General features: G+C 47.5%; 27 protein-coding genes. All 27 read left to right on the top strand.

The genetic code is table 11. The features are described 5' to 3' along the window. Positions 1-38 precede the first annotated feature (38 nt). Entirely contained in the window at positions 39-1,106 is a 1,068-nt protein-coding gene (rfbB, locus tag EOE67_RS03610) for a dTDP-glucose 4,6-dehydratase (RefSeq protein WP_127697680.1), read from the top strand. Continuing rightward, positions 1,106-1,993 (top strand): glucose-1-phosphate thymidylyltransferase RfbA, encoded by an 888-nt coding sequence (gene rfbA, locus EOE67_RS03605; RefSeq protein ID WP_127697679.1) that lies wholly within the window; start codon positions 1,106-1,108, stop codon positions 1,991-1,993. Before rfbB ends, rfbA begins: the two co-directional genes overlap by 1 nt. Beyond that, entirely contained in the window at positions 1,981-2,379 is a 399-nt protein-coding gene (locus tag EOE67_RS03600; protein ID WP_127697678.1) for a sugar 3,4-ketoisomerase, read from the top strand. Before rfbA ends, EOE67_RS03600 begins: the two co-directional genes overlap by 13 nt. After that, on the top strand, positions 2,379-2,843 hold the full coding sequence (locus EOE67_RS20950) for an acyltransferase (RefSeq protein ID WP_164852208.1): 465 nt from the start codon (positions 2,379-2,381) through the stop codon (positions 2,841-2,843). The genes EOE67_RS03600 and EOE67_RS20950 overlap by 1 nt, the downstream gene beginning before the upstream one ends. Before the next feature lies 1 nt (position 2,844). Then, complete coding sequence (locus EOE67_RS03590) at positions 2,845-3,948, top strand: DegT/DnrJ/EryC1/StrS family aminotransferase (protein WP_127697677.1); 1,104 nt, start codon at positions 2,845-2,847, stop codon at positions 3,946-3,948. An 8-nt stretch (positions 3,949-3,956) separates the two neighbouring features. Next, on the top strand, positions 3,957-5,231 hold the full coding sequence (locus tag EOE67_RS03585; RefSeq protein ID WP_127697676.1) for an O-antigen translocase: 1,275 nt from the start codon (positions 3,957-3,959) through the stop codon (positions 5,229-5,231). 8 nt (positions 5,232-5,239) lie between these two features. After that, complete coding sequence (locus tag EOE67_RS03580; RefSeq protein ID WP_127697675.1) at positions 5,240-6,352, top strand: hypothetical protein; 1,113 nt, start codon at positions 5,240-5,242, stop codon at positions 6,350-6,352. Next, complete coding sequence (locus tag EOE67_RS03575; protein ID WP_164852207.1) at positions 6,339-7,145, top strand: glycosyltransferase family 2 protein; 807 nt, start codon at positions 6,339-6,341, stop codon at positions 7,143-7,145. Before EOE67_RS03580 ends, EOE67_RS03575 begins: the two co-directional genes overlap by 14 nt. Further along, a complete protein-coding gene (locus EOE67_RS03570; protein WP_127697673.1) occupies positions 7,142-8,113 on the top strand; it encodes an EpsG family protein in 972 nt (323 codons plus the stop codon). Before EOE67_RS03575 ends, EOE67_RS03570 begins: the two co-directional genes overlap by 4 nt. A gap of 59 nt (positions 8,114-8,172) precedes the next feature. Continuing rightward, positions 8,173-9,246, top strand: coding sequence for a glycosyltransferase (locus EOE67_RS03565; protein ID WP_127697672.1), 1,074 nt, complete (start codon positions 8,173-8,175; stop codon positions 9,244-9,246). 3 nt (positions 9,247-9,249) lie between these two features. After that, positions 9,250-11,202: an asparagine synthase (glutamine-hydrolyzing) gene (gene asnB, locus EOE67_RS03560; RefSeq protein WP_127697671.1), complete on the top strand. Its 1,953-nt coding sequence runs from the start codon at positions 9,250-9,252 to the stop codon at positions 11,200-11,202. Beyond that, positions 11,199-12,335: a glycosyltransferase family 4 protein gene (locus EOE67_RS03555; protein ID WP_127697670.1), complete on the top strand. Its 1,137-nt coding sequence runs from the start codon at positions 11,199-11,201 to the stop codon at positions 12,333-12,335. Before asnB ends, EOE67_RS03555 begins: the two co-directional genes overlap by 4 nt. Beyond that, positions 12,332-12,928, top strand: coding sequence for a sugar transferase (locus tag EOE67_RS03550; RefSeq protein ID WP_127697669.1), 597 nt, complete (start codon positions 12,332-12,334; stop codon positions 12,926-12,928). The genes EOE67_RS03555 and EOE67_RS03550 overlap by 4 nt, the downstream gene beginning before the upstream one ends. After that, on the top strand, positions 12,925-13,548 hold the full coding sequence (locus EOE67_RS03545; RefSeq protein WP_127697668.1) for an acetyltransferase: 624 nt from the start codon (positions 12,925-12,927) through the stop codon (positions 13,546-13,548). Before EOE67_RS03550 ends, EOE67_RS03545 begins: the two co-directional genes overlap by 4 nt. A gap of 9 nt (positions 13,549-13,557) precedes the next feature. After that, positions 13,558-14,733, top strand: coding sequence for a DegT/DnrJ/EryC1/StrS family aminotransferase (locus EOE67_RS03540; protein ID WP_127697667.1), 1,176 nt, complete (start codon positions 13,558-13,560; stop codon positions 14,731-14,733). Between the two features lie 97 nt (positions 14,734-14,830). Beyond that, the gene (locus EOE67_RS03535; RefSeq protein WP_127697666.1) at positions 14,831-15,682 is read left to right on the top strand and encodes a glycosyltransferase; all 852 of its coding nucleotides are present in this window, start codon (positions 14,831-14,833) and stop codon (positions 15,680-15,682) included. A 37-nt stretch (positions 15,683-15,719) separates the two neighbouring features. Next, positions 15,720-16,121 carry a type II secretion system major pseudopilin GspG gene (gene gspG / locus EOE67_RS03530; protein WP_127697744.1) on the top strand — a complete coding sequence of 134 codons (402 nt, stop codon included), beginning with the start codon at positions 15,720-15,722 and terminating at the stop codon, positions 16,119-16,121. Beyond that, entirely contained in the window at positions 16,118-17,773 is a 1,656-nt protein-coding gene (locus EOE67_RS03525) for a GspE/PulE family protein (RefSeq protein WP_127697665.1), read from the top strand. The genes gspG and EOE67_RS03525 overlap by 4 nt, the downstream gene beginning before the upstream one ends. Then, positions 17,773-18,978, top strand: a complete 1,206-nt coding sequence (locus tag EOE67_RS03520) for a type II secretion system F family protein (protein WP_127697664.1) — start codon at positions 17,773-17,775, stop codon at positions 18,976-18,978. The genes EOE67_RS03525 and EOE67_RS03520 overlap by 1 nt, the downstream gene beginning before the upstream one ends. Positions 18,979-18,980: 2 nt before the next feature. Beyond that, on the top strand, positions 18,981-19,370 hold the full coding sequence (locus tag EOE67_RS03515) for a pilus assembly FimT family protein (RefSeq protein ID WP_127697663.1): 390 nt from the start codon (positions 18,981-18,983) through the stop codon (positions 19,368-19,370). Next, positions 19,357-19,791: a type II secretion system protein gene (locus tag EOE67_RS03510; RefSeq protein ID WP_164852206.1), complete on the top strand. Its 435-nt coding sequence runs from the start codon at positions 19,357-19,359 to the stop codon at positions 19,789-19,791. Before EOE67_RS03515 ends, EOE67_RS03510 begins: the two co-directional genes overlap by 14 nt. Beyond that, the gene (locus tag EOE67_RS03505; protein WP_164852205.1) at positions 19,761-20,465 is read left to right on the top strand and encodes a PulJ/GspJ family protein; all 705 of its coding nucleotides are present in this window, start codon (positions 19,761-19,763) and stop codon (positions 20,463-20,465) included. The genes EOE67_RS03510 and EOE67_RS03505 overlap by 31 nt, the downstream gene beginning before the upstream one ends. Beyond that, on the top strand, positions 20,462-21,361 hold the full coding sequence (locus tag EOE67_RS03500) for a type II secretion system minor pseudopilin (protein ID WP_127697660.1): 900 nt from the start codon (positions 20,462-20,464) through the stop codon (positions 21,359-21,361). Before EOE67_RS03505 ends, EOE67_RS03500 begins: the two co-directional genes overlap by 4 nt. Before the next feature lie 40 nt (positions 21,362-21,401). Further along, positions 21,402-22,475 carry a PilN domain-containing protein gene (locus tag EOE67_RS03495; RefSeq protein ID WP_127697659.1) on the top strand — a complete coding sequence of 358 codons (1,074 nt, stop codon included), beginning with the start codon at positions 21,402-21,404 and terminating at the stop codon, positions 22,473-22,475. After that, on the top strand, positions 22,462-23,013 hold the full coding sequence (locus EOE67_RS03490; RefSeq protein WP_127697658.1) for a hypothetical protein: 552 nt from the start codon (positions 22,462-22,464) through the stop codon (positions 23,011-23,013). Before EOE67_RS03495 ends, EOE67_RS03490 begins: the two co-directional genes overlap by 14 nt. Next, a complete protein-coding gene (locus EOE67_RS03485) occupies positions 23,010-23,516 on the top strand; it encodes a hypothetical protein (protein ID WP_127697657.1) in 507 nt (168 codons plus the stop codon). The genes EOE67_RS03490 and EOE67_RS03485 overlap by 4 nt, the downstream gene beginning before the upstream one ends. A 13-nt stretch (positions 23,517-23,529) precedes the next feature. After that, positions 23,530-25,641, top strand: a complete 2,112-nt coding sequence (locus tag EOE67_RS03480; RefSeq protein WP_164852204.1) for a secretin N-terminal domain-containing protein — start codon at positions 23,530-23,532, stop codon at positions 25,639-25,641. Positions 25,642-25,664: the final 23 nt, after the last annotated feature.

Genomic DNA, 25,664 nt, shown 5'->3' with positions numbered 1-25,664 from the left:
AACTACCGTGGTAAAGTTTTGACAGAAAGAGAGTAAATTTGAAAATTTTAGTGACAGGCGGAGCCGGTTTTATCGGCTCAGCGCTGGTTCGGTATATCATTCAACAGACGAATGATTCAGTGATGAATCTTGATAAGCTGACTTATGCCGGCAATTTACAGTCGCTGGCCGATGTCAGCAGCAATCCGCGATATAGCTTTGTGCAGCTTGATATCACACAGAGCGCCAGCGTGTCAGAAGTACTGCAATCTTATCAGCCTGATCTGGTGATGCATCTGGCGGCAGAGAGCCATGTCGACCGCTCTATTGATGGGCCGGCTGACTTTATTCATACCAATATTGTTGGCACTTACAGCTTGCTTGAAGCGTGCCGCCAGTATTGGCGGTCGCTTGATTCAGCAAGGCAAGCAGCATTTCGTTTTCATCACATCTCGACTGATGAAGTGTACGGCGATTTGCATGGCACCGATGATTTATTCACTGAACAAACACCATATGCGCCAAGTAGCCCGTATTCTGCCTCCAAAGCAGCCAGCGATCATTTAGTCCGCGCCTGGCATCGCACCTATGGGTTGCCGGTCGTGATCACCAATTGTTCAAACAATTACGGTCCTTATCATTTTCCGGAAAAGCTGATCCCGCTGATTATTCTGAATGCATTGGCGGGTAAACCGCTGCCGGTTTATGGCAAAGGTAATCAAATCCGCGATTGGCTTTATGTTGAAGATCATGCCAGGGCTTTGTATCAAGTGGTGACACGGGGTGGTGTCGGCGAGACCTACAACATCGGTGGTCACAACGAAAAGCAGAACATTGAAGTGGTTGAAGCCATTTGTAGCTTGCTCGAAGAGTTGGCTCCACAAAAACCGACCGGTGTCAGCCACTATCGTGACTTGATTACTTATGTCACGGATCGACCTGGCCATGATCTGCGTTATGCGATTGATGCTGGCAAAATTGCAGCTGAGCTCGGTTGGACCCCACAAGAAACCTTTGAAAGTGGTTTACGTAAAACCGTCATGTGGTACCTGCAGCACTCTGTATGGTCACAGGCGGTGTTAAACGGCAGTTATCAGCTACAGCGGCTTGGTGCAGGAATACAATGATGAAAGGTATTATTCTGGCAGGTGGTTCAGGCAGTCGGTTGTACCCGATTACCCGTGGCGTGTCGAAACAGCTGTTGCCAATCTACGATAAACCGATGATCTATTATCCGTTATCGGTGCTGATGCTCGCTGGTATTCGTGATATTTTAATTATTACCACGCCGGAAGATCAGGCTGCTTTTCAGCGGTTGTTGGGCGATGGGACAGATTTTGGTATTGCTCTCAGTTACACCATTCAGCCAAAACCTGAGGGGCTGGCGCAGGCTTTTATTCTGGGAAAAGACTTCATCGGACAAGATTCGGTGTGCTTGGTGCTTGGTGACAATATTTTTTATGGTCAAGGCTTTAGTCCGAAACTGAAGATGGTGGCCAGTCGAACATCCGGCGCTACGGTGTTTGGTTACCGTGTGACCGATCCGGAGCGTTTTGGCGTGGTGGAATTTGACGAACAGCAAACTGCCGTGTCGATAGAAGAAAAACCAAGTCGGCCGAAATCGAATTACGCCGTGACAGGGTTGTATTTTTATGACAATAACGTCGTGGATATTGCCCATTCGATTCAACCGTCCGAACGAGGTGAATTAGAAATCACCACCATCAACCAGATTTATCTGGCGCGAGGTGAGTTATCGGTAGAATTGCTTGGCCGTGGATTCGCCTGGCTCGATACCGGTACTTACGACAGCCTGCTCGATGCGGGGTCCTTTGTTCAGACTATCGAACACCGGCAAGGTTTTAAAATTGCGTGTCTGGAAGAAATTGCATTTAATCAGAACTGGTTGACTGAAGCACAGATGCTAGCGCAAGCCGGAAAAATGGAAAAAAACAATTACGGCGATTATTTGTTGGCTGTAGTTCGGGACAGGAAACTCAGATGCACCAGTTAGTAAATTTGGATCTGTTAAGTGATTTACGCGGTGATTTGTTGTCGCTAGAACAACTTAAAAACGTACCTTTTGATATTAAAAGAGTCTATTGCTTAACTAAGTTACATGCCGACCATCCACGTGGTTTCCATGCGCATCGTCAATTGCAGCAACTGGTCATATGTCTTTCTGGTCGTTGTAGATTTGTGTTGGACGACGGCCACCAGAAGCAAGAGGTATGGCTTGAGTCAGCGTGTCAGGGCCTGTTATTAGGTCATAGTGTGTGGCGCGAAATGTATGATTTTTCAGAAGACTGTGTACTGCTCGTTTTAGCCAGCGATTACTATGATGAGGCGGATTATATCCGTGATTATCAGGAATTTTTAGCCGCAACGGAAATTAGATAATGGTGAAAATTCATCCATTGGCCGACGTTGCTGCCACTCAGATCGGCGACGATACCCGGATCTGGCAGTTTTCTGTGGTGTTGGCAGGCGCTCGCATTGGCAAGAACTGTAATATCTGTGCTCATACGCTGATTGAAGCTGATGTCATCGTCGGTGACCACGTCACAGTGAAATCGGGGGTATATCTGTGGGATGGTTTAAGGATAGGTCATCATGTATTTATCGGGCCGAACGCAACATTTACCAATGACAAAACCCCGCGTTCCAAAGTGTATCCAGAACAGTTTTTGAACACTGTTATTGAAGACTTCGCATCGATTGGTGCCAACGCCACAATATTGCCCGGTATTATCATCGGCCGGAATGCCATGGTCGGTGCCGGATCTGTTGTCACAAAATCGGTGCCGCCAAACGCTGTGGTTGCCGGAAACCCCGCCAGAATAATTCGTTTTTTGCAGGATTAATATGATTCCGTTTTTAGATTTAAAAGACATAAATGCGCAGTACAGCCAGCAGTTAAAAGATGCCTGCGGCCGGGTAATCGACTCTGGCTGGTACATTATGGGGAATGAGCTAAAGCAATTTGAAAGTGAATTCGCGCAATATTGTGGAGTCAAGCATGCAATCGGCGTGGCTAATGGTCTTGATGCGCTCATTTTGGTGTTACGTGCCTGGAAAGAGCTGAAATTATTAGCTGACGGGGACGAAGTGATCGTGCCTGCCAATACTTATATTGCCTCAGTGCTCGCGATCACCGCCAATAATTTGGTACCGGTATTGGTAGAACCGGACGCCGGGACTTTTAACCTCACCTTAGCCACGGTTGAAGCGGCTATTACCGCCAAAACGCGGGTGATTTTGCCAGTACATTTGTATGGTCAACTGGCACCGATGCCTGAGTTGATGGCACTGGCAAAGCGACATGGTTTGCTGGTGCTGGAAGATAGTGCCCAATCTCATGGTGCTGCGATTGAAGGACAAAAAGCCGGTAGTTTTGCTGATGCCGCCGCATTTAGTTTTTATCCGGGGAAAAATTTCGGCGCGCTAGGCGATGCCGGTGCAGTCACGACCAATGATGACCAGCTCGCTGACTGTGTGAAGGCGCTACGCAATTACGGTTCTCATCAAAAGTACCTGAATCTTTATACGGGTGTTAATAGTCGTCTTGATGAGATTCAGGCCGCGATGCTACGGGTGAAATTGCAGTACTTGCCCGATGAAACCAAGATCCGTCAGTCTGTTGCTACACAATATTTAGCAAAAATGCGGAATAACGCGGTGATATTGCCGCAGGTTGTAGTACCGGAAGGCCATGTCTGGCATTTATTTGTTGTGCGTTGTCTGCAGCGCGAAAGATTGCAACAACACCTTGCCGATGCTGGTGTACAGACATTGATCCACTACCCGGTGGCACCACATCAACAGCCGGCATATCAGGGACAATTTCAGTATTCGTTACCGATCACTGAACTACTGCATCAGCAGGTTTTGAGTTTACCGATCGGGCCAACGTTGACACAGGACCAGATTGACCAGGTGATTGCTGCCATAAATAGCTTTTCAGGTTAACCGGCCGGATGAACCTGCTAAAGACCAGTCTGCTGAACGCCGCAGCCGTTGCGATCAGGATGTTAACCTTGCTGGGGCTTAATAAAGTACTGGCAATTTATGCTGGTCCTGCTGGTTATGCCGCGATTGGACAATTACAGAATGTGATGCAGATGGCCACCACATTTGCTAGTGGTGCCGTGACTAACGGTGTGACCAAGTACACAGCACAATATCAGCAGGAACCCGAGTTGCAGCGGCAGGTCTGGCAAACTGCAGGCAGTATCATTCTGGCAATGACTCTGGTATGTATGGTGTTGTTATGGATGTTTAGCCCGCAACTGGCCGGCTACTTCCTGCAGGATCAGTCCTATGCTGCAGTGTTTGATTTATTTGCGGTAGCAATTTTGTTGATAAGTATCAATGCCTATCTGCTGGCAATTCTGCAGGGTAAGGCTGATATTCGTCGTTATATTATGATTAATATTGCCGGAAGTGTACTGACATTTGTGGTCACTGCGCTTGCTGCGTGGCAGTTTGGCTTACGTGGTGCATTGTTTGCACTGGCGGTTCAACAAGGGTTGGCGTTGTTCGTCACCCTTGGATTACTTCGCCGCGAACCTTGGTTTAACTGGCGGTCATTGATTGGCAGGGTCGACCCGTTGGTCGCCAGACAATTATTGCAGTTTATGGCGATGGCATTCACGACGGCTGTTTGTGTTCCGGTTTGTCAAATTTTGATCCGTGATTTGATAGGGCAGCAGTTGTCGTGGGAAAGCGCCGGCATGTGGGAGGCGATGAACCGATTGTCAGGCGCCTATCTGATGTTTGTAACGACAACTCTAAGTCTTTATTACCTGCCAAAGCTGGCGTCGCTGCACGACTTTTCGGCGATACGCCGTGAAATTTTTTCCGGCTATCTGCTGATATTACCCTTGGTTGCAGTTGCAGCCTGCTGCATGTATCTGATGCGGGATTTTCTGATTAAGCTTTTGTTTACTGAAGATTTTTTGCCAATGGCGTCACTTTTTCAATGGCAGCTTGTAGGTGATTTTCTGAAGATTGGTAGCTGGTTGTTATCGTACCTGATGCTAAGTAAAGCGATGACCGCGCTTTATATTAGCACTGAGATTCTTTTCGCCATTTCACTTTATGTGCTGACAGTGCTGTTTATTCGATGGTTTGCATTAGAGGGTGCGTCAATGGCCTATGCAGTAAATTATTTACTGTACTGGCTAACGATGGGTTTTGCTATGTACCGTTATTTCCGACCTTCTGCTTCTGCTGAGCAACAACAGGTATAATCGTCACCATGAAAATTTTATTAGTGGGTGAATTCAGCTCGGTTCACCACAATTTAAAAGCTGGGCTGCTTGAGCTTGGGCATCAGGTTACCGTCGTTTCAAATGGCGATGGCTGGAAAAATGTCGCTGCGGATATCCAAATCCCTTCGAGCCGGGATCCACAGACCGGTCGTCGTTCTATTCGCGCCCTGATCAAAAAAATCGTAGTAGAGCTTAAACTGGCATTTACTTTACGTGATTATGATGTAGTTCAGTTTGTTAACCCTTTGATATTTAGTAATTTGTTGGGTATCAACCAATTTGTGATACGACGACTCATGCGAAATAACCACCGCAGTTTCCTGTTGGCTGCGGGTGATGATTGTTTCTATTGGCAGGACTATAGCAGCCGGTTCCGTTACTCCACTCATAGCGCCGAAGTCGGGTTGGTAGACAGTTACAAAATTTGGTTAAAAGCCAGCACGATCCGTTGGAATCGTTATCTCGCAGCGCATGTTAACGGCGTGATCCCTATTATGTATGAGTATCAGTGCGGGTACGTTGGCCAGCCAACACTGTGTCCGGTGATCCCCATTCCAATTGCAATTAGTGACAACTGGGTACCGTTGCAGGTTGACGACAAGGTCAACATCTATTTTCCCGGGAATAATCAACGTGCTGCATTTAAAGGAAATGAATTTATTCTGCCAGCACTGGAGCGGTTGCAGGCTTTGATGCCCGACGCTGTTGCGGTGAAAGTAACAGACCGGATATCCTTTACTGAACTGATGCAAAACATCGACGGTGCACATCTTGTGATTGATCAGACCAATGCCTATTCCTACGGGGTGTCTGGCGCGTTGGTGTTGTCGCGTGGTCGGGTATTACTGAGTGGTGCCGAGCCAGAGAGCCTGGCTGCCTTCGGGATTGCACAATCTCCAGTGGTTAATCTGAAGCCGGATAGTCAGCACATTTTCGAGACTTTATGCGATCTGGTTAGACGTAAATCCGAGCTAGCAGCCATTGGCCTGTCGTCACGTGAATATGCACTTGAGATGCATCAGCAGCAAAGAGTTGCACGTAAATTTGTCGCGCAATGGACATCAGTTAAACATTCGGAGTTACCCCATGCCAGTGTCTGATTATACGTTGTCGATTGTCACACCAACCTACAATCGGAAGCATTTACTGGGTCGCTCTCTAGATGCCTCGTTACAGTTGATCCAACAGGGAATTGCCTGTGAAATTGTGGTTGTCGATGATGCGTCTACGGATCAGACGTCTGAGTTTTTAACCAGTAACTATGCCGATGAAATTGCACAGAGATTGATCGTCGTCGAACGTTTTGAAAAAAATCAGGGAGTGACAGCCGCCAAAAATCGCGGAGCTGAGCTCGCCCGTGGTGTTTGGGTCGCATTTATGGATTCGGATGACAATTTTATTGTCGAGCACGGGATGGTGATGCTTACCGAATTGGTGGAACATCATGACGATGCTGCTGTCTTTTTCCGTTGCAGAGATAATCAGCACAAAATACAGATCGGGCCTGATTTGCCGGCAGGTTATATCGGATTAAAACAAATAATCAATCAGGGGACGCCCGGTGAATGTTTGCCGGTGATTAAACGCCAGGTCATTTTGTCTTATCCTTATCCGGCAGAATTGAGAGGGAGCGAGTCGTTATCGTATTTTGGCATGCTCAACGCTGAACACCGGATCTTCATCAGTGCGCTGATTGTCAGAGAATATGAATATGCAGGCGATGATCGACTCAGTGCAAAAAAAGGACTTCGTGCCAGAGCTGCGAAATTGGTAGTTCATAATGTCAGGACGCTACGATTTATCTCGGCGCTGAGCGCCAAAACACTGTTTGGCGTTCTACTGCGTATCGCTTACTATAGCTGGCTGACCTGTCTGAATAAAATTACGCGATGAGCCAGCTTTCCGACCCACACCAATTTGCCTTAAAAATGCCTTCATTGAGCCTGAGCCTTGCGAAGGCGTTTATGTTATTAATCGCAATTGCTGCGACAACCTTGTACGGTATTCAAGTACTTAGCGTCGGTAGTTGGGGCGTGGATGGTGACATCGGAGTGTACCAGCTGCAATTTGACCGGATGCTGAGCTTTAATAACCTTTATACACAAATAGACCCTGGTTTTTATAGCATGATGCTTTTGTATGCCAGGTTTTTTGATTTTCCTTCTTTTTTGATTACCTGCTATTTTTTATTTTTTTGCAGTCTAATCGCGCCGATTTATAAAGTTTCAAGCTCGGCAGTACTTGCTGTTTTATTTTTTATCATTTGCTTTGTGTATCCGTCATTTAATTCATTAACAACCTTGGTTTTACGACAAGGTGTTGGTTTTAGTATGTTGTTCTTCTTATCTTTTTACTTTTACAGTGAGCGCAGACTGACGAGTTTCGGGAAGGTCATGTTTGCATCACTGTTTCATGCGTCCTTTCTTTTTTATATTCCGGTGTTGATTGCTTCTGTCTTTATTCGTCAACTGTCAACGCTGTCGATAAGCTGGTTAATTATCGCGATACTGTATGCTGCTGATATACCGATGAAAATTACTGACTTTCTGCCAGAGAACATTAAGGTTTTTTATCGGGTTGCTGCAGCGACGGAAACGGAGTTTGTCCTGGGGTTCAAACCATTATTTTTGATATTATCCAGTCTCCCCATGTTGTGTTTAACGATGCGTTCTTATTACAACGAGGTTAAACAAAACAAGTTGTTATTTAATGTTTATCAAATATTTATCTTGGCAAACTGTATGGCAATGTTGTTTAGCGGTATACCTTATTATGATAGGATTATGTTATTTTCCTGGGTGTTAGTGCCTTTGATCGGTGCCAGCTTTACCAGTTATCTCCTTGAAAAAACCAGAGTCTGAAAAGGATTATTGTGCTTGTTGTTCACATTATCACCTGCCTTGATGTAGGTGGCGCTGAAATGATGCTTAAAAGATTATTAATTGCCAGAGCCACATCAAGCCCGAAAGAACGGGTTATCTCGTTGACCACTTTGGGACCGATTGGCGCAGAACTTCGCAACGCCGGGATTGAAGTCGACTGCCTTGAGTTAGATAAGTCGGTGTTTGGTGTTATCAGACGATTTTTTCAGTTAGTGAAGTTGCTCAACCAGTTGCAGCCAGATGTTGTTCAAACCTGGATGTATCATGCGGATTTGTTTGGCGGCCTGGCTGCAAAATTAGCCGGATGTCGTCAGATTATGTGGGGGATCCGTGGCACTTATACCCCCATCGGTCGACCGGCAACCCATAAAATTATGCAGTTGTGCGCGTTATTATCGGGTTCCATCCCTTCAAAAATTGTTTGCGTTGCCGAAGCCGCCCGAAAAAGTCATATTACTTATGGTTACCGCGCCGACAAATTGTTGGTCATCCCTAATGGCTTAGATTTTCATGGATTTCAATCTGCCAGCGCTCGTGAATTGTTGCGTGAACAATGGTTATTTAACGACAAAAACATGATTTTAGGTTCCGTGGGCCGATTTCATCCGGATAAAGGTCAGGATTTGTTGATTGAAGCTTTTGCTTCTTTAGCGGCTGAATTCCCATTGTTATGCCTGGTGTTAGTGGGGCGTGATTGCGAAGCCAGTAATCAGCAGCTCGGTTCACAAATAGCAAAGCTGCAACTGACCGGCCGTGTATTGTTACTTGGCGAACGTTCAGATATATCTGCATGTCTAGGAGCATTTGATTTATATTGCATGCCATCAAGAACCGAGGGCTTTCCAAATGGTCTGGCTGAGGCCATGGCAGTTGGGTTAGCTGCAGTGGCAACAAAAGCCGGGGATGCCGAAGTATTGGGGGCTGATACAGTATTGTATGCAACCCCGGACGTGAATGCATTGGCAGTGGCGTTGCGAGATCTGTTAACGATGGACGCCGGATCACGGCAGCAGCTCGGCGCTAACGCTGCGATGCGGGTAAAAGAATTGTTTTCGATTCAAGCGGTTCGGCAGCGATATGATCGTTTGTACCAAAGTGTGTTGGAGTCTTAGTTTATGTGTGGTTTTGCAGGTTTTGTCAGTATCGGTATCGATGCACCCACCACAGTGCTTGCCAGAATGGGGAAAGCTATTGAACACCGGGGGCCGGATGATAGCGGCCTGTGGCATGATCCTGAGACCGGCTTAGGGTTTGTGCATCGCCGCCTCGCTATTCTGGATTTATCTTCGGCTGGTCATCAGCCCATGACATCGATATCGCAGCGGTATACCCTGATTTTTAATGGTGAAATATACAACCACTTGTTGCTGCGTCAGGAACTGGACATGCCTGGACTATTAAACTGGCGTGGGCATTCAGATACTGAGACCTTACTTGCTGGTTTTGAGCGCTGGGGGATTGAAGCGACTTTAAACCGTGCCGTGGGTATGTTTGCGATGGCAATCTGGGATCAGCTGCAGCAGCAATTGATCCTCGTGCGTGACCGTCTTGGTGAGAAACCTTTGTATTATGGCTTCCAGGGGGGACATTTTTTATTCGGTTCAGAGCTGAAAGCACTGCGGGCGCACCCGGCATTTACAGCAAATATCGATAGACAGGCATTGATCGAATATTTCCGCCACAATTACATTCCGGCACCATTGTCCATTTATCAGGGGATCCGTAAGTTAATGCCGGGGCAAATGTTAACGCTAAGCCCAGGTTCTGCTTCTCCTCACTATCACAATTACTGGTGTCTATCCGATGTGGTGGAGAAAAGCGCTGTACATCCATGGCAAGGGACCGCTGAAGATGCTGTTCATGCACTGGAGCAAGTTCTCGGTAACGCAGTAGAGCAACAACTCATTTCAGATGTACCACTTGGGGCGTTTTTATCCGGCGGTGTGGATTCAAGCACTATTGTGGCACTGATGCAAAAACACTCAGTCCGGAAGGTCCGTACTTTCTCTATCGGATTTGACGATAAAGAGTTTAACGAAGCCGAACATGCATTAGCGATTGCACAACACTTAGGTACGGACCACACGGAACTTTATGTTTCATCACAAGATGCTTTAAATGTGATCCCGAAATTACCGGCAATTTATGATGAACCTTTTGCAGATTCGTCACAAATTCCGACCTATCTGGTTTCTGCGATGGCAAAACAACATGTGACAGTATCGTTATCCGGAGATGGCGGTGATGAGCTGTTTTGTGGTTATCAACGCTACACACTTGCACAACAACTGCAGAATCGTCTTGGTGCAACACCACAACTATTAAGGCAGTGTGGTAAAGGCATCATCAATACATTCAGTGCATCACAATGGAATTCGGTTTTATCGCCTTTTCAGCCGCTGTTTCCATCCCGGTATCGTACGGCTAATATCGGTGACAAACTGCACAAGTTTTCGGGATTGCTGGCAGCAGATGACGGTATTTCCCGTTATCTGGCGATGATTTCGCACAGCCTTCGTCCAGAACAATATGTAAAAGACGGTACTTTTACGCCCGGACTTATGCTTGAAAAGTCGCTGACGGCTGACATCGATTATATACCACATCTGATGTACCTGGATTCGCTCAGCTATTTGCCAGACGATATTTTAGTGAAAGTGGACAGAGCCGCAATGGCAGTGTCGCTTGAAGGTCGTGTGCCATTTCTTGACCACAGAGTCGTTGAGTTTGCTGCCGCTTTACCACAACAGTTTAAGTTACGTGATGGACAGACAAAGTGGTGCCTCAGACAAGTTTTATATCGCCATGTGCCACGACAGCTGATTGAAAGAACCAAAATGGGTTTTGCGGTGCCGGTTGCCGCCTGGCTGCGTGGACCTTTACGCGAGTGGGCTGAACAGTTGCTTGACCCGGTCTTGCTGCAACAACAAGGGATATTAAATGTGGAATATATCAGACAGTTGTGGCTGGAGCATTTATCTGGCAGCCGCAACTGGCATTCGCAGTTGTGGAATGTGTTGATGTTTCAGGCGTGGCTGGCCCATCAGCAGGAGTCTGTGGCAGATTGAAAAAGAAACTGTTTATTGTGACCACGGTGCCAGATACTTTTGAGTACATTCTGTCGTCGCAACCAGGATTTTTGAACCAGCATTTTCACGTTATTGTGGTCAGCTCAAATCCCGAACGCATCGCAAAATTCGCACGCAGTGAAGGCGTTGACTTCGCGACGGTTGAAATGGCCCGCGGTATTGCGCCGTTACAGGATTTGAAGTCAATCTGGAACATGGTGTTGTTATTGCTACGCTTGCGGCCTGATGTTGTCCATTCATATACCCCAAAAGCGGGAATGGTGTGTGCGATAGCTGGATTCATTGCAAGAGTACCGGTACGGATCCATACCTTTACCGGCCTTATTTTTCCCGCGTGCGGCGGATTTAAGCAACGACTGCTCCAGACGATTGATTGGTTTGTTTGTAAATTAAACACCAACATCGTTCCTGAAGGGCAAGGCGTTTTGTCGGATTTAACGCCAATTTGCCAAAAACCGCTCAAGGTCATCGGCAACGGGAATATTGCGGGTATTGATTTGGGCTATTTTGATTGGCGAAACCAGCAGGTGCAAACTGCGGCTGCTGAGCTTCGGCAGCAGTATCAACTACAGGATAAAAAGGTATTTTGTTTTATCGGCCGGTTAAACGCCGATAAAGGACTGCAGGAGCTTTGTCAGGCCTTTGCAGCGCTAGATCAGACGCAAACAGCATTGTTGATCGTTGGTGGTCTGGACGATGAGAAGCCAATTACTGAAGCCACACTGCAGCAAATAAGGCAGGTGCCCGGAATCATCTGGCTTGGTTTCCAGGCGGATGTAAGACCTGCATTAAGTGCTGCTGATGTTTTTGTGTTGCCCAGCTATCGCGAAGGTTTTCCTAATGTGTTGTTACAGGCATGTGCTATGGCAAAGCCAAGTCTGGTAACGAATGTTTCCGGATCAAATGAAGTTGTTCAGCAAGATGTAAATGGCTGGATTGTACCTGTGAAGGATAGCGGAGCACTGCACATTCAAATGGCCGGTATTCTTCAGATAAGTAATGCAGAGCTCAGGCAAAAAGGGCAAAATGCCCTGCATTTGGTGACCGAACGTTTCGAACGCAGGTCCTATCAACAACATTTATTACAGTTTTATCAGGATATTTTACGTTGAAACGACTGCTCGACTTCGCCGCAGCAGCAATAGCCTTATTGCTGCTTTCACCATTCCTGTTGCTGATTTTTATATTAGTGCGCGTTAAACTAGGCTCACCTGTGCTTTTTTGCCAGGCACGGCCAGGTTTACACGGTAAACTCTTTCATATGTACAAGTTCCGCACCATGATCAATGCAGTGGATGCCCAAGGACAGCCGCTTAGTGACGCGCAACGGATAACGCCATTTGGGAGTTTGTTACGGTCTTCCAGTCTTGATGAACTGCCGGAGCTTTGGAATGTTCTCAAAGGGGACATGAGTTTGGTAGGCCCACGGCCATTATTGCCAGAGTATCTTCCTTTATATAACCAAGAACAGTCGAAACGTCATCTGGTTCGTCCCGGAATTACCGGATGGTCTCAGGTCAATGGTCGTAACGCCATTAGCTGGGAAAAGAAATTTGAATTGGATGTCTGGTACGTAGAACATCAGAACTTATGGTTGGATATCAGGATCCTGTTTCTTACGGTGCAAAAAGTATTTAAACGTGAAGGTATCAGTAGTGATGGTGTGGTCACCACTGAAAAATTTACCGGAAAATCAGAACGATGAAAATACTGGCAATTTTGGGGGCTAGTGGACATGGCCGGGTTATTGCCGATGCAGCATTAAGCAGCGGCTTGTGGCAGCTCATTCAATTTTATGACGATGCATACCCAACTTTGCAATGTAATGGCCGTTTCCCTGTCGTAGGCGATTCAGCTGCCCTGGCTGCATCTGGTTTACCAACGGTTGTGGCTATTGGTGATAACGTACGGCGGCTGGAAAAACAGCAATGGTTGCAACAAGCCGGTCTGCCAATCGCTACAGTGTGTCATCCAAGTGCAGTCATTGCTTGTGATGTGGTGTTAGGTGACGGTTGTGTAGTGCTTGCCGGAGCGGTGATTAACTCAGGCGCGCAATTAGGGAAGGCTTGCATTATCAATAGTAGGGCAGTCGTGGAACACGATTGCGAACTTGCCGATGCGGTGCATTTAAGCCCGGCCGCAAGCCTTGGTGGTGGATGCCGGCTCGGTACGGCGGTTTGGGTTGGTATTGGCGCCGCGGTTCGCCATTTAATTACTTTAGAAGAATTCTCCATTGTTGGAGCGGGGGCAGCTGTGGTTAAGCCAGTCTTGACCAGGCAAATTGTGGCTGGCGTGCCCGCTCAGCTAATTAAAATGAATAAGTAGTGGTGTGATATGTTAAATACAGCTTTCTCTGTTTGGCCTTCTTTTACTCAGGAAGAAGCCGATGCGGTGTCGCGGGTCATTTTATCCAATAAAGTGAATTACTGGACAGGACAGGAATGTCGTGAGTTTGAACGCGAGTTTGCAAGTTGGTGCGGAACTGAATATGCCGTCAGTTTAAGCAACGGCACCTTAGCCCTAGATGTAGCGCTTAAAGCACTTGGTGTTGGCCCTGGCGACGAAGTGATTGTTACCCCAAGAACTTTTCTGGCGTCGGTTTCTTGTGTCGTTAATGCAGGGGCCATTCCGGTTTTCGCTGATGTCGATTTAAACAGTCAGAATATCACCGCCAACAGTATCAGAGCCGTGCTGACCGACCGCACTAAAGCCGTCATCGTTGTGCATTTAGCCGGTATGCCTGCTGACATGGACCCGATTATGGCGCTGGCCGCTGAACATTCGTTTTATGTCATCGAAGATTGTGCCCAGGCCCATGGCGCCCGCTATAAAGGCCGCAGTGTTGGTTCAATCGGCCACATCGGAGCCTGGTCGTTTTGCCAGGATAAGATCATGACCACCGGCGGTGAAGGCGGTATGGTCACCACGAATGACAAAACATGTTGGTCTTTTATGTGGTCATTTAAAGACCATGGGAAAAGCTACAGTTCGGTCTACGAAAAACAACATCCGCCAGGGTTTCGCTGGGTTCATGACAGTTTTGGAACCAACTGGCGTATGTTGGAAGTCCAGGCGGTGATTGGCAGAATTCAGTTAAAACGATTGGCGCAATGGACAACGGAGCGCCAAACCAATGCAAAAGCGCTGGATCTGGCCGTTGCAGATTTACCTTTATTACGACAGTCGGTAATTCCAGCGGATTGTGAACACGCCGAATACAAACATTATTTTTTTATACGACCAGAATTGCTTGTCAACGGCTGGGATCGGGACCGCATCATTGAAGAAATTGTGCAGCGTGGAGTTCCATGTTATCAAGGCAGCTGCTCTGAAGTGTATCTGGAGAAAGCATTTGAACATACCGGTTGGCAACCTGTTGAGCGCCTCCGAAATGCTAAAGAACTTGGTGAAACCAGTCTGATGTTTTTGGTACATCCGACTCTGACCGCCGCAGAAATCGCCAAAAGTTGCGCGGTGCTCCGGGAAGTCGTGTTATTAGCGTCTGCGTAAAATGTTAGCCGTGAATACCTGCAGATCATCGAATAAATTTGATTGTAGTAACCTGGAGTTTGAACAGGTTGCAATTTGTATTGGATCGGAATAAAGCATGCAAGAAACTGCAGATTTAGTCAGTATTTACATCCCAACCTGCAACAGATTTGATCTGTTGCAGCGTGCGGTTGCCAGTTGCCTTGCCCAAACCTATAGCAATATTGAAGTAATCATTTCTGATGATGGCTCGACTCCTGACGTGCAAGAAAAGATTCAGCGACTGGCAGCCGTTGATCATCGGATAAAACTGGTGTTGACAACGCAATCTTTCGGCGCTTGTGCCGCCCGTAACAAAGCGATTGCGCTGGCGACCGGAAAGTTTGTCACCGGGCTTGACGATGACGATGAATTTAAACCAAATCGGGTCGAACTTTTTGTCAAAGCCTGGTATGTCAATCCTGGTATGGCATTTATCAGTGCCAATAGTTGTATCTACATTGACGACTCGTTAAAAATTACCAGCCGAAAAAAGAACCGGCTGATCACTTTACAAGACCTATTGCATACCAATGTTATTGGTAATCAATTGTTTACATTGTTGTCGTCGATGCGTGCTATCGGGGGCTTTGATGACGACTTGCAGGCCAGACAAGATTACGATGCCTGGATTAGGCTAGTGGAACAATTTGGTCCAGGTTGCCGGATTTCTGAAGTCACTTATATTATTCACCAGGATCACAGTTACCAGCGAATTTCCAACTCCAGCCGAAGGGTACAGGGTTACGACTATGTGTTTAAAAAACACGAACATAAAATGAACTCTGAGCAAAAAGCCAGTCATAAGTTCTACCGGTGTTTATACACCGAAAATCCGTCACTCTGGACTTTGCTGCCAAAAACACCACTGCGGTTGTGGCCGGTTGCAATCAAAGTGATTTCGCTTAGAATGCTGGGTTATAAAGTGTAATGCAGTTAGTTTTTATTGATTTTTTAGAGAGTTAATGATGAAACATTTGCGCAAAGGTTTTACCCTCATCGAGTTATTAATCGTTATCGTGATCCTGGGGTTGTTGGCTTCGCTGGTTGCACCGGAGATGTTTGGCAAAGAAGAGTCATCCAAAATCAAAATAGCTGCAGCGCAGATGGATATGATGGAAACCTCACTGGATACCTTCCGGCTGGACATTGGCGCTTATCCTGATCAACTGAATGAACTGATTAAAAGCGACAAAAAAGGCTGGGATGGCCCTTATATGCCAAAAGATGTGCCGCTGGATCCATGGGGCAATCCTTATGTCTATGCCAAGCCAGGCAGCAATGGCAAAGCCTATAGTCTGATGTCTTATGGTGCCGATGGCAAACAAGGTGGTGAGGGTAAATCGGCAGCGGATATCGTTCATCAATGAACCCACTTATTTCGCTGCTCCAGCAACAATTTCAGGTTGCTGAAGCTGACATAGAAAAAGCCCTGAGTTATCAGCGCAAATTTGGTGGACAGCTGGAACAGATTTTGGTCAGCATGGGCAGTTTTTCGTCTGAATCACTGCCGTTGTTGTATGCAAAACTATTGTCGTTACCGATGCTGAGCGAAGCGGAAGTCGCTGACTGGGAATTACCGCAACAGGCTTATACCTTGCCGCTGGCAGCGTTATTAGAAAAAAGCTGGATCCCATTTCAGAAAACGGCACAGGGCTGGTTATTTGCCACCAGCAGCCCATTAAACCGCGATATCCATGAATTATTAAATCAACATGCACCGTCGTTTCAGGTGGTGGTCAGTACTTTAGACATTCTGCATTTTCTGCGCAGTAAAGCCGAACAAACTTCAGCGCCGGTGCTGAGCGGTGAACTGACCTCCGTTGAAGAGGCGCGCCTTCGCGAACTGGCGTCAGAAGCGCCGACGGTAAACTTACTCAACGCATTGATCACCCGCGCTTTGCGCCAGCGCGCTTCGGATATGCATGTCGAACCGAGCCAGGGCCGTGGTAAAGTCCGGTTCCGGATTGATGGTGTGTTGCAGGATGTCGAAAGCATTCCAAGCGGTTTATTGTTGCCGGTGATTACCCGGTTAAAAATTCTCAGCAATATGGATATTGCCGAAAAGCGCCGGCCGCAAGACGGTAAAATTGAAATGCGGATTGGCGGTATTGACCTTGATATCCGGGTATCGGCACTTCCGCTTAATGATGGCGAAAGTATTGTGATGCGTTTTCTACGCAAAGACGCCATCAACTACGATATGAAAGTGCTGGGGATCTCTGCCGATTTAGAACAGAAAATCCTGCAGGATTTGCAAACCACCGCCGGCGTTATTTTACTGACCGGCCCGACCGGCTCAGGTAAAACCACCAGTCTTTATACCTTTTTGAATAAACTCAATACGCCGGGCGTGAAAATCATCACGCTTGAAGATCCGGTTGAATATCAATTGGATGGTATTAATCAGGTGCAGGTACAAAGTGACATCGGTTTTGACTTTGCTGCCGGTTTACGCAGCATCGTCCGTCAGGATCCGGACATCATTATGCTCGGTGAAATCCGCGATAAAGAAACTGCCGGTATTGCGATGCAATCGGCGTTAACCGGTCACCTGGTGTTTTCAACAGTGCATACCAACGATGCGCCCAGTGCTTATACCCGACTGCTGGATCTAGGGGTGGAAGAGTTTTTACTGAATGCGGCGCTGGTGTCGATTGTGGCACAGCGACTGGTTCGCCGGTTATGCCCGCATTGCGCTGTGTCAGCTGAAAACCAGGCCGAGCTTGAGCATAAATACGCATTACCGGCTTTGGCTGAACGGTTCCAGGTGCCATTGCAACTGAAACAGGCAAAAGGCTGTGAGCATTGTAATCATACCGGCTTTCAGGGGCGGGTGGCCGTGATCGAATATTTACGCTGCTCAGACGCAATTAAAGCAGTCCCCAAAGATCAGAATTTTATTCAGAAGGCCCGGGTGATTAATAAAGAGCAAGGTGGCCGGACTTTGCTTGAAGACGGTTTGCTAAAGGCCATTCAGGGCACCACCACCATTGAAGAAGTGTTGCGGGTTGCCGGCTGATGATCAATTTCCAATACAGCGGTTTTGATCAATCCGGCGCCAAAGTCAGTGGTGACATCAGCGCTGATTCAATTGACAGCGCCCGCCAGATGTTGCGTCAGCAAGGTGTATTGGTCAAAACTTTACAGCCACTGCAATTGGAAAGTTCCGGTTTTTCGTTTGGCAAAGCCAAAGTTTCGTTATCTGATCTGGAATTTTTAACCACTGAACTATCGGTGTTGTTAGATGCCGGATTAAAAATTGACAAAGGCATTGAGCTTTTAAATCGCACCAATAAAAAGCCGGGTCTGGCCACACTGCTGGATAAAATCAGCAAGTCACTGCGCGGCGGCAAACAATTGTCGCAGGCGCTGCAACTGGCCGATGATAAACTGTTTGACTCGCTTTATGTCAATTTGGTCAGCATTGGTGAGGCCACCGGCAAATTACCGGATGTGTTTCGTAGCCTTGCTGCCGATCTGGCATTTAAACGCGACTTACAGCAAAAAGTCACGCAGGCACTGACCTATCCAATGGTCATTCTGTTTGTATGTCTGAGTTCCATCGTGTTTATTTTTAATTATGTGGTACCAAATCTTGAAACCATGTTTCAGGGCAAAACAGATTTACCAGTGTATACCCAGCTGTTGTTAAGCAGTTCGGCCTGGATGCGGCAGTATCAATGGTATTTGCTTGGTGCGATCATCGGCGGGGTATTTTTGCTGAAGCATGCACTGCAAAAACCTGAATTCCAACACTCTTTTCAAAAATGGCAGTTGAATTTGCCGGTGCTCAAACAAGCCGTGGTGCTGGTCGAGCGGATCCGTTTTAACAGCGGTTTGGCGATGATGCTCAATGCCGGAGTTTCGGTTGATCAAGCGCTGATGTTGTCGTGTGGCAATATTAAAAATTCGCTGGTGCGGCGCGAGCTGGAAATTGCGATCAATAAAATTAAACGGGGTGATGCGCTGAGTGGGGCGTTACGTCAAACTTTGTTGTATCCGGATTTTTTTGCATCCTTGTTGGCGGTTGGCGAAGAAAGTGGTGAATTAACGCGGATTTTCCGCGAAATCGCCGAACGTAGCCAACGCGAGTTCTCGTCCTGGGTTACCCGGATGACCAGCCTGCTAGAACCGCTGCTGATCGTGGTGATGGGCGGCATCGTTGGTGGCGTGGTGGTGATTATGATGCTCAGCATCACCGGCACCACTGACGTTGGTATTTAACCATGCCACGCCGGGGCTTTACGCTGATCGAGCTGTTGGTGGTGATCGCGGTGATGGGCGCGGTGATGGCGCTGGTGGGGCCACTTGGGGCAGAGCAGTTAAGCCGGAGTCAACGTATTGCGGAACTGAAACAAGTCGAAGATTTACTGCAGCAGCAGTCGCAACGGGCATTTTTCCGTGGCACTGTCATTACATTAAAGTTTGATGGAAAAATGTTGAACGTTCAGCCTGGCGAACAGCAACTGCACTTTGAGCAGTTGTTTTTTCCACCGCAGCAGCTGGTAATCAATAAAACCGGCGCTTATTCAGCGACATTGTTAAATGTACAGGCTGGTAAGCGGGCCCTTGAACTTAAACTTCCCAGTCTGTCTGATGGCTATGCAGCGCAATAACCGTGGTTTTACCTTAATTGAAGTTTTAATCGCGGCAGTGATTATGTTTGCAGTACTTGCTTTGACTGCCGTCAGTTTCAAAACTGCGCGCCAAAGTAGCGAAAAGGCCGCAAATGTCGTCAACATGCTGGCGCCGCTGCCATTGATTATGGATACCATCAGAACGCAAATTCGCAGTAATCCGTTGGAAAACTTGCATGGCGACGGTGCTTTTTCCGGGATCAGTTATCAATGGCAAGCGACCAGTCAACTTTTTGCATCACCACCAAATATTATCGACCCAGAAACAATGTTGGCAACAACTTATCAGCCACGATATCGGCTCTATCAGGTCAATCTGACCTTGTCGTTGGACAACCAACAACGGCAGCTGTCATACAAGGAACTGGCATGGACAGCACAAAACGCATTCGCCGAGTAGCAGCCGGCTTTACCCTGGTCGAATTGCTGATCGCGACCAGTATCCTGCTGGTGGTATTGGCGACGGCAATGTACGGCTATCAGCTTTATCAAGCCCAGTGGCAACGCAATCTGAGCAAGATTGACAGCGGTTTTCAACAGTTGCGTCGTTATGATTTGGTCTCGACTGCGCTGCACGGCATAGTACCGTATATGGTGATGTCAAATCAGCAGCAGAGCTTCTATTTTCTTGGCCGTACTGAAGGTTTCACCGCTGTGACAGTGGCCCCTGTGTTTAATCCCGGCGCACCCGCTGTCATCCGGGTTTTTAAGGAAATCCGACCTGACGGTAAATATCAGTTGGTGTATGAAGAAGCATCCCTGGCTGAAGCGCCGTTAGTCAGGGCGCAACAGCAATTACCATTTGCCCATCGCCTGGTGGTGTCGGAAGATCAATTATCCATTGAATTTGCGTATTACACCGAATCAGCATTGGACATCAATCAGCGGATTGATGACGCCGGCAACGTTCTTAAAATTAATTATCAATGGTTGCCAGAGCATGACGCTCTGATACAGCGTACTCACCCTATTCTTGTTTCTATAAATTTGTCAGGTTTTAACTGGCAATTGCCGGTCGCCGAACGAACCCAGTCATTGCTAAAGCGTTCAGATCAAAGCCAGGATTTTATATGAAATATTCGATAAATCAGGGCATAGCGTTATTACAGGTGCTACTGCTCAGCGCTATTTTGATGGTGATGTTGCTGGCAATTCATGCATCTGCACAACGCCATGTCAAACTGGCTGAGCTTGCAATAGCCCGTGCCGAAGCGACTGCCATGCTCAATAGTGTTGAAGCTGAAACCTTGTTTGCCCTGCTGACGCACCACCGCCGTCGTTACATTGATGGTGCCATGGAACTGCCAAAACGCTGGTCGTTTGACAATGCCGAATTTCTATTTGGCGAAGCCAGAGTGCAAATAGAAGATACCAGTGGCTTGCAATCGTTGTTGTCGCCAGCAGGATTACTCCCCATGTTGCAGGGGATCACGAATGACGACGTATTGGCTCGTAGTTTAGTCGCAGCCATCGACGACTGGCAGGATAGCGACGACGAGACCCGTTTTGGTGGCGCCGAACAAGCTGATTATACTACGTCAGTCATAGTGCGTAACAGTACGATTCAGGATGTTTCCGAGCTTCGTGTAATTAAAGGGTTTACGCCTGATTTGATCGAAAAAATTTCACCTTATATCACTTTGTTCCCCAAAAAATATCAAAACCTGTATGCGATGCCGGAACAAATGCTTCGGTATTATATCGACCCGGTACAATTAAAACAGGTATTAGCAGAGCGTGACAAAGGCACCTTAACCCCGGACCGATTTAGCCAGTTAACCGGTATCGAACAAGATGAATTTGTCGGTTTCACCACCAGCAAGGGCCTGCAGCTGCGCTTCACAGTCGATCGAAACGGTGTTAAGCTTTCGCGGCAGTTTTCCGTAAATTTGGAACCTACAGCGGAACAACCACTTCAATTTTGGGATTATTATAAAAACAGTTATGCAGACCTCTCCGTCAGTCCCTGAACCTTCATTTAATGTCTGGCAAAAATGGAGTCACTGGTTTGTGGCCCGATTTGTTGGTATCCAAAGCACTACATTCTGTACCGCTTTACACTATAGCAATGGTAGCTGGCAACCGGGTGCGTCAAACCCTGCCATCGGTTTGTTCCGGATTATCCCCCGGTCGTTGTACGCAGAATACCAAAGGTATTATCCAATTGTTGATGCCAACGACTTGCGTGCTGTACTACAGCAAGATTATCCATCGCATGCACTGCATCTGATTGCTCAAGCGGAGCATAATCAGCGGCGTGTTACCAGTTATGTGTTTGATCAAAGCTTGCTCGATGCTTTGCAACACCCTTGTTTTTTGCTGCCTGAATCTTTGTTATTAGCGTTGTCGCGCACTGAATGGCCGGCGACGATGCAAATTCAGACTGCACCTGATTGGTTTATCTTTTGTGGCGCGCAAGGCGTTATTTCACAGCGCCCCAACGCTTTGGTACAAAACTTAGCCATGTTTCGTCTGGCGCAAGGGGTGTCAGAGACGGTGCCGCATGTTGATCTGCCTGCGACCGCTCTGGCGGGCTTGTATGTTCAGGGGCTAAAAAAGTTGTCAGCGAAACAACTCGCTGCACTCTTTTACCAGGCAAAAATTGCGCATGTGCTACCTGACTGGCGCCCGCTGTTGGCGATCCCTGCGCTGGTGCTGGTATTACATTTATTGACGAGTAGCTGGTTAGTCAACTGGCAACTGACCGAACGGCAAGCTGATATTGATGCTTTAGGCCCGCAGATGGATGAACTGTTATCTGCGCAGCAACAACATCAACAACTTACCACCCAAATCTCAGCAGTGGCCACTCAGCAGCAAAACACGACGATGATCGCACCGGTTTGGCAGTTGATTACCGCGTTAGTTGGGGCGAATGTAAATTTGTCGGTGGTGGAGCAGCAGGGCTTACAATTGCAATTGCGTGGTACCGCTGTCCGTGCCACAGATGTTCTGAGCAACTTACAGAAAACTCCGGGCGTTGCAGCCGCTGTGTTTGCAGCACCAACCCGCAGAGCAAATGAGTTAGAGCAGTTCCATATTCAGGTGACACTTACTGCCGGAGCTGCCGATGCTGAAAAATAAGCCATTATTGTTGGCAGTTCTCGGATTGCTGTTGCTGCTGAAGTTTGTGGTTCAACCCTGGTATCAAGGACAATCGGCCAAGCTTGACGAACTCAGCATCAGCAACCAGCGACTGGCCAAGGTATTTGCATTACAACAAATTGCCGAACCGCTTCATCAGGATTTAACCACCTTACAACAACGGTTAGCCGATTTAAAACAACAGCTGCCTGTCGCCGAAAATGCCCAGGCGATGGCGCTGCAGACACAAAACAGCTGGCAGCTGTTGTTTGAGCAGCAGCAAGTGAAAGTTGAATTATTCGACTGGGTTGGCGAACGGGAATTTGCTGCCGCTGGTTTTCAGATCGGCAGGATCCAATTGCGGCTGAGCGGGAAATTGCATCAACTGGCGCTTGCAGGTATTACCTTACAACAACGTTTCCCAAGCGCGAGTATTGAAGCGAGTCAAATCAATCAGAGCGGGGGGCTTAAGATGGACAATCAGGCCGAGCAGCAATTGACGATTGATGTGCTTTATCAGTTGGAGTCCGCGCAATGAATCGATTCCAGTTACAAGCGGGGCATTACATCTGGCTGGCCATAGCCATGCTGATTGCCGTGGTTGACCTCTGGCTGCGTGTCTGGTCGCCTTTGCCGCATCTGGACAAAGCCTGGCAGCCAGCTTCGTTACCTGAGGTTCAGCAAGCACCTGTGGTGCCGGCACAATTGATCAGTCAGTTACAAAGCTATCAGCAGGCAGGTCCTGCCGACGATCAACAACATGCAACCAGCAACAAGCCAGTTGATGCCAAACAACTGGGCGATTATTACCTGGGGCTTTATGCGATTTACCAGAACAAGCAGCAATATTACGCCATCTTAGCAGTGCAGCCAGCAGCCGCTACTGTCAGTGGCAAGCTGCAGCATTGGGGGCTTGCTCAGGGGAATACCGAATTATCTGTTGTTGCCATTGATCGCAGCTCTGTCACTATCCAACAAGGTGATGCGACTGTCACTTTACGCTTATTTGAGAAAAAGCAGCCACCTGCAGTGGCTCCTTAACAGTAGGTTTTTTATGAAGATATTTGTTAAACACACCAGTCTGTCACTACTGGCTTTATCGGTACTCGCTTCTTGCGCCACCGCGACCGGTCCGGTAAAAATTCCTGCGGCCAAAATATCAGGAGCCTCGGACATCACGGCGACAGAGCCTGAGTTAGCGGCTGCTGAGCAGAGCCAATTGACGCAATCCGGGTATCAGCAACTTACGCCATTAGCCAATCAACGGCAGCGGTTACAAAGCCAGCTCGATTTGTCGTCCCGCTTTAGTAATTTAGGGGAGCTGACTATCGCCGTTGATGCGATGGCCGGCGACGAGCTGATCCATACGGTATTTGGTGAGTTATTAAAAGTAAACTACGTGATTGCCGATGGTATCGCCAATCTGAGCGACCCCCTGAGCCTGAATGTGCAGGAAGCGGTGAGTCCCCGGCAACTGTTTGTGTTGATTTCTGAGTTATTGGCCAGTCGCAATATCGCAGTTTCGCTGAAAGACAATGTGTACTTTATCCATCCAAAAGATGCCAGCAAACCTGGATCTTCGGTGCTGGGATACGGTCGTAACCCGGCTGATGTACCGAATGTGCCAGGACAAATTACCCAGTTAGTGCCGGTGTTATATAATCAGGATCTGTCGATCGAACGCACCATCCGCGATTTAAGCAATACCCAGGTGATGCCTGCTGATGGTCAGAGTGCATATTATATTACCGGTGAGCGCAACGATATTTTACGGGCAATTGAACTGTTAAATATGTTGGATAACCCATCAGTGCGCGGCCGACATGTCGGTTTACTCCGTTTAACTTATATTACCGCCGAAGATTTCAGTAAAAAAATTGCCGAGTTACTGGCGAGTGAAGGGTTGCCGGTTGATATCAACAAGCCAGGTAACCGCAATTTGGTATTGATCCCAATTGAACAAATTGGTGCTATCGCCATGTTTGCTGCCGATAAAATTTACGTCGAACGCGTCAATTATTGGGCGGCGCAGCTGGATAAGCCTAGTCAGGGCACCGACAAACAGTATTTTATGTTTTACCCGCGGTATGCCCGGGCCTCAGATTTAGGCCAATCGGTGGCTTCATTGCTGGGGCAGGAAAATGAGCAGGTCAATCAACGTCGTGATACCAGCTCTGCAATGTCGGAAACACCTGAAGCCAATGCTGGCAACGCATCCAATATCCGTACTGGCGCTGCGGCGACAACAGGCAAGCCCGGTGTTAGTTCCGCCCAGAATGAAAACGTCCGGATGACGGTCGATGAACGCGCGAACGCTTTAATTTTTTATACATCAGGCAAAGATTACCAAAGCTTGTTACCGATGATTCAACGCCTCGATACCATGCCAAAACAAATTATCCTCGAAGCGACCATTGCTGAAGTCACGTTAACCGATGAATTTGCGATGGGCATTGAATTTGCTTTAAAAAACGGCCGGTTTAATCTGGGGGATATTGGTGCTTTTGGGTTAGCCGAGATTGGTGGTACTTCCTTTAGTTATAGCGATGCGGCCGGAGTGGATAAAATATTAGGTCAGCTGACGCAAAAGGATGGCCGGGTCAATGTATTAAGTAGTCCGTCAATTGTAGTGCGTGATGGTGTTACTGCAACTATTGCCGTGGGCACTGACCTTCCTATAGTGACTGCAACCACATCGAACCCGTTAGACCCGAACGAAGTACGTCAGGTTAATAGTCAGGGCTATCGCCGCACAGGTATCGAACTTTCGGTCACACCTTCGATTAGTGCCCAAGGGTTGGTCGTAATGGAAATTGATCAAAGTATTTCCGGGGACGCCGAGCTTTCTTCAGCGACAACCAACCCGGCCATTTTTGAACGGACATTAAAAACCGAAGTGATAGCACAAAGCGGTCAGACCATTTTACTCGGCGGCCTGATGTCAGAAAATATCAACCGTTCTGAAACGAAAGTACCACTTTTAGGCGATTTGCCAATTATTGGTAACCTATTCAAATCACAAAAAGATTCCACAACGAAAACAGAACTGTTATTGTTGATTACGCCACGCGTCATTGACAATACCAGTCAATGGCAAAATGTACGGAATAAACTGGCAAGTGGCCTGGAGCTTCTACAGTTGCCCGATGAAAAAAACAGCAATTAGCTGTTATTTTCCTGAGATTTTTT

The sequence above is a fragment of the Rheinheimera riviphila genome (genome assembly GCF_004005945.1).
Taxonomy (GTDB): Bacteria; Pseudomonadota; Gammaproteobacteria; order Enterobacterales; family Alteromonadaceae; genus Pararheinheimera; species Pararheinheimera riviphila.
The sequence above is the reverse complement of the archived record's forward strand: the minus strand, read 5'-3'. Positions and strand labels throughout refer to the sequence as shown.

Coding starts and splice junctions, on each gene's coding strand:
- EOE67_RS03565 (WP_127697672.1), top strand. CDS start 8,173: ATGATGCTTAAAAGATTATTAATTGCCAGAGCCACATCAAGCCCGAAA.
- EOE67_RS03540 (WP_127697667.1), top strand. CDS start 13,558: ATGTTAAATACAGCTTTCTCTGTTTGGCCTTCTTTTACTCAGGAAGAA.
- EOE67_RS03575 (WP_164852207.1), top strand. CDS start 6,339: ATGCCAGTGTCTGATTATACGTTGTCGATTGTCACACCAACCTACAAT.
- EOE67_RS03520 (WP_127697664.1), top strand. CDS start 17,773: ATGATCAATTTCCAATACAGCGGTTTTGATCAATCCGGCGCCAAAGTC.
- asnB (WP_127697671.1), top strand. CDS start 9,250: ATGTGTGGTTTTGCAGGTTTTGTCAGTATCGGTATCGATGCACCCACC.
- EOE67_RS03590 (WP_127697677.1), top strand. CDS start 2,845: ATGATTCCGTTTTTAGATTTAAAAGACATAAATGCGCAGTACAGCCAG.
- EOE67_RS03500 (WP_127697660.1), top strand. CDS start 20,462: ATGAAATATTCGATAAATCAGGGCATAGCGTTATTACAGGTGCTACTG.
- EOE67_RS03570 (WP_127697673.1), top strand. CDS start 7,142: ATGAGCCAGCTTTCCGACCCACACCAATTTGCCTTAAAAATGCCTTCA.
- EOE67_RS03485 (WP_127697657.1), top strand. CDS start 23,010: ATGAATCGATTCCAGTTACAAGCGGGGCATTACATCTGGCTGGCCATA.
- EOE67_RS03525 (WP_127697665.1), top strand. CDS start 16,118: ATGAACCCACTTATTTCGCTGCTCCAGCAACAATTTCAGGTTGCTGAA.
- EOE67_RS03510 (WP_164852206.1), top strand. CDS start 19,357: ATGCAGCGCAATAACCGTGGTTTTACCTTAATTGAAGTTTTAATCGCG.
- EOE67_RS03480 (WP_164852204.1), top strand. CDS start 23,530: ATGAAGATATTTGTTAAACACACCAGTCTGTCACTACTGGCTTTATCG.
- EOE67_RS03600 (WP_127697678.1), top strand. CDS start 1,981: ATGCACCAGTTAGTAAATTTGGATCTGTTAAGTGATTTACGCGGTGAT.
- rfbA (WP_127697679.1), top strand. CDS start 1,106: ATGAAAGGTATTATTCTGGCAGGTGGTTCAGGCAGTCGGTTGTACCCG.
- EOE67_RS03535 (WP_127697666.1), top strand. CDS start 14,831: ATGCAAGAAACTGCAGATTTAGTCAGTATTTACATCCCAACCTGCAAC.
- EOE67_RS03580 (WP_127697675.1), top strand. CDS start 5,240: ATGAAAATTTTATTAGTGGGTGAATTCAGCTCGGTTCACCACAATTTA.
- EOE67_RS03515 (WP_127697663.1), top strand. CDS start 18,981: ATGCCACGCCGGGGCTTTACGCTGATCGAGCTGTTGGTGGTGATCGCG.
- gspG (WP_127697744.1), top strand. CDS start 15,720: ATGAAACATTTGCGCAAAGGTTTTACCCTCATCGAGTTATTAATCGTT.
- EOE67_RS03545 (WP_127697668.1), top strand. CDS start 12,925: ATGAAAATACTGGCAATTTTGGGGGCTAGTGGACATGGCCGGGTTATT.
- EOE67_RS20950 (WP_164852208.1), top strand. CDS start 2,379: ATGGTGAAAATTCATCCATTGGCCGACGTTGCTGCCACTCAGATCGGC.
- EOE67_RS03490 (WP_127697658.1), top strand. CDS start 22,462: ATGCTGAAAAATAAGCCATTATTGTTGGCAGTTCTCGGATTGCTGTTG.
- EOE67_RS03585 (WP_127697676.1), top strand. CDS start 3,957: ATGAACCTGCTAAAGACCAGTCTGCTGAACGCCGCAGCCGTTGCGATC.
- EOE67_RS03505 (WP_164852205.1), top strand. CDS start 19,761: ATGGACAGCACAAAACGCATTCGCCGAGTAGCAGCCGGCTTTACCCTG.